The organism is Cobetia sp., assembly GCF_983723665.1.
On record NZ_CFDJES010000035.1, the window covers coordinates 17,639 to 21,416 of the forward strand.

3 protein-coding genes are annotated in these 3,778 nt (G+C 62.4%); 2 read left to right on the forward strand and 1 reads right to left on the reverse strand.

Features of this window, described 5'->3' with window-relative positions; all coding sequences use genetic code 11:
• Positions 1-680 (reverse strand): response regulator transcription factor (locus AC4FAH_RS05530; RefSeq protein WP_490245752.1); only part of this gene is annotated, 680 nt, incomplete at its 3' end.
• Between the two features lie 276 nt (positions 681-956).
• On the opposite strand from AC4FAH_RS05530, the gene AC4FAH_RS05535 reads away from it, so the two are divergent.
• Positions 957-1,448, forward strand: a complete 492-nt coding sequence (locus AC4FAH_RS05535) for a putative pterin-binding protein (protein WP_153636526.1) — start codon at positions 957-959, stop codon at positions 1,446-1,448.
• A 48-nt stretch (positions 1,449-1,496) separates the two neighbouring features.
• A partial coding sequence (locus AC4FAH_RS05540) for an ATP-binding protein (protein ID WP_490245753.1) occupies positions 1,497-3,778 on the forward strand: 2,282 nt, incomplete at its 3' end.

Sequence of the window (3,778 nt, forward strand, 5' to 3'; positions counted from 1 at the left end):
AGCCGATATCCGTACTGATAGACGCTTTTCAGTCTGAGCCCACGGCTGCCGTTCAGTCCCAGCTTGCGCCGCAGGCGGCTGACGTGGGTGTCGACCGTACGGGTCGAGATATCCCCGTTGACCCCCCAGATCATCTCCAGCAGGTAGGCGCGTGAGTAAAGCTCTCCGACGTGGCGCAGCAGCAGGGAGGCCAGCTGATATTCGCGCTGGGTCAGGGCGACCGGCTCCTCGCCGCACCAGATGGTGTGTTCATCCGGCTCGATCCGATATTGATCGCTGATGGCCACCTTGGGCTGCAGGTAATTGGTGTCGGAGGTGACGAAACGCCTGCCCAGCGCTTCCACACGCGCCGTGAGCTCGGCAGGGCGGATCGGCTTGGCCAGGAAGTCATCGGCGCCATGCTGAAGCGCATGCACGACATCCTCCTCCCCCTGGCTTGCGGTGATGAACAGGATCAGCCCCCGCCAGCCGTGCTCGCTGCGCAGTGTGCGCGTCAGCTCCATGCCGCAGGCATCCGGCAGTTGCCAGTCGATGATCAGCAGGTCGAAGCTGCGCTCGCGCAGTGCGCGCAACAACTGGCTGGCGCGCTCGAAGCCTGCCAGCTCATGTCCCTGGGCCTCGAGACACAGGGTCAGGTAATCACGTTGATCATGATCATCTTCCAGAATGCCGATTTGCATGTCGCTGCCTCCCCGCGTGGGTATCGCAAGCAGTCTACGCGTCTCTTGCGTGAGACCGCGTCACAATGGTTCACGTTTGGCAGGACGATGGCGACATATACTCGTGTTCATCCCCTCTCGCTGCTTCATGGCGCGGTGCCGCTGCTGGCCCGTGAATGGCGAGGATGAAACGAGACGGTGAATCTCCGGCCGTCATCCATGGTTGTCCATGACCCCTGGAGTCTTCCCATGCCGCTGCTCATTCTCCTGCGATGTCTCACCACGGCGTTACCCCGCATGCGCCACTGGCTTCTGTTGCTGATACTGTCGTTTTGCCCCTTCGCCATGGCCCTGGAGGCACCGCAGGGGCCGGTGGTGCTGCGTGTCACCGGGGATGTCACCCATGCCAACGCCGGAGGCGAGGCACATTTCGATCGCGCCATGCTCATGGCGCTGACGCAACGGGAAACCGTGACTACCACCCCTTGGCATGACGGCGAAGTGAGCTTCAGCGGTCCGCTCGGTTCGGCGCTGATGGAGGCGGTGGGCGTCGAGGATGGCACCATGCGTATCGTGGCGCTCAACGACTACGCCGCCACCGCGCCGGTGCAGGACTATTTCGATCATCCGGTGATACTGGCCATGGAAGTCGATGGCAAGCGACTGCGTGTACGCGACAATGGCCCCATCTTCATCATCTACCCCTTCAGTGAGCAGCCGGATCTCCTCAACGAGGAAATCATGACCCGCTCTGTCTGGCAGGTGAAGCGAATCGACATCGAACGCTGAACCCGCCTCTTCTGCTCCGTTTCATGAGCGCTGCCAGGATGCTCGTGCATGAATCCACTCCGTTCTCTGCATTTCAGAACCGCCATCGCCATTGCCGCGACGTTGTTCTTCGTCTCGGCATTGGTGACTGGCGTTCTGGTCTATCAGCGTCAGCAGGCACTCGAGCACAAGCTGCGTGAGAATCTGATCTGGGCGGTCTATCAGTTCGACAGGGAAGTGCGCGAGCTGCGCATGGTGGTGGCCGAGGAGCAGAAGACCCCGACGCCGCCCGCCTTGATGGATGACAGCGAGCTGCTGTTGCGGCTCGACATCCTCTATAGCCGGGTGCAGCTGCTGCAGAGCGGCCAACTGGGCAGCATGCTGGCGGGGATGCCCGACCTGCATGCCCAGCTGATGGCCATGCTGCCCAGAATCGAGGTGCTGGACAGCGCCATCATGGACCTGGCGAGTCGTCAGGAGCGTGATGCGTCCCTCTATGTGCAGATACTCAGCCGGCTTGCCTCGCTTCAGGAGCAGACCGGCGAGCTGCTGCTCAACATCAATGCCGAGGCCGCTATCCAGCGCACCAAGGAGCGCTCGGAGCTCCTCAACCTGTATGCCCTCGCACTGTCGCTGGTGCTGCTGATGACCCTGAGCGGCATCGTGCTGGTGGTCGCGCTGATCGTCGAGAGTCGTGGACGGGCCTACAAGACCCGCAAGCTGGAGGAGCGCACCCAGGAGCTGGATGGCATGGTGCAGCTGGCGCAGGCGGCCAGTCGTGCCAAGTCGGAATTCATGGCGATCATGAGCCATGAGATACGCACCCCGCTCAATGGCATGGTCGGCGTGTCGGACCTCATCGGCGAGGAAGTCTCGACCCCGCGTGGCCAGCAGTACCTGACGATGCTGCGCCAGAGTGCCGAGAGCCTGCAGGCCGTCATCAATGATGTGCTGGATTATTCCAAGATCGAAGCCGGCAAGCTGGAGCTGGATCAGCGCTGCTTCTCGCTGCCCGAATTCCTCGATTCCCTGGCCGCGCATTACCATCGCCAGACAGGCAGTGCCGGCAAGGGATGCTCGCGCATCTTCCTCGAAGAACGTGCCGATGACCTGCCCGTCTGGGTCAAGGGGGACGTCAATCGCCTGCGTCAGGTACTGACCAACCTGCTCAACAACGCCTTCAAGTTCTGTCCCCAGGGCACCATCCGGCTGAGGGCATCACTGGAAGACGGCGAGACGCTTCATTTCGAGGTTCACGACAGCGGTTGCGGGATCGCCGCCGACCAGGTGAGTCAGTTGTTTGCCCCCTTCACCCAGGTGGATACCTCGATTGCGCGTCGTCATGAAGGCACCGGGCTCGGGCTTGCCATCTGCAAGCGACTGGTGGAGGCGATGGGCGGCGAGATCGGCGTCGAGAGTCATCTCGGGCTCGGCAGCCGCTTCTGGTGCCGCGTGCCGCTGCCGGTATTGACCGCCGCTGAGGCTTGCCCGCAGCAGGCGGTGGGAGACACGCCCTTGCCCCACGCAAGCGTGCTGGTGGTGGAAGACAACGAGGTCAATCAGTCACTGGCGCGGGCCATGCTCGAGTATCTGGGGCAGCAGGTCACGGTGGTGGAAGACGGTGAGCAGGCACTCGAATGGCTGGCGCAGGCTGGCAACGATGTCGATCTGGTGTTCATGGACATGCAGATGCCGGTACTGGATGGCGTCGAGACGACACGTCGCTGGCGGCAGCACGAGTCAGAGCAACCCGCCAGCGCTCGTCTGCCGATCATCGCGATGACCGCCAACGTGATGCAGGAAGATGCCCGCCGCTGCATCGAGGCTGGCATGCAGGGGGTGCTGCACAAGCCGTTCACGCGTGATGATCTGCATCGGGTGCTGCAGCAGTATCTGGTCCAGACCTCTGATTCGCAGGAGCCTGATTCACAGAAGTCTGATTCGCAGCACAAGGCGCTCGAGCCAGACAAGTCAGAGGCTTCGGCTGGCGAGCGGACTACCGTCACGCAGGCACCAGGCGATGATGGCGTCAGCTCGTCAGCGACTGAAGATCAGGACGCGCAGATCGACGCTGCTCCGGCGTTCGATGTGGCAACTGACGACTCAGGCGCGCGCGCTCTGCCCGATGCCGTGCCTTCCTTGCTGCAACACGCGACCTGTCAGGAGCTGCTCACGACCCTGAGTGGCGAGGCCTATTCACGACTGCTGAGCAATTACCTGACGCGACTCGAAGGACGCCTCGACGTGATGGTGACCTTGCTGAAGCAGATGGATCTCACCGAGCTCAAGCGCGAGGCACACTCCCTGAAGGGGGCGTCAGCCTCGCTGGGATGCAGCGGCATAGCCAGTGG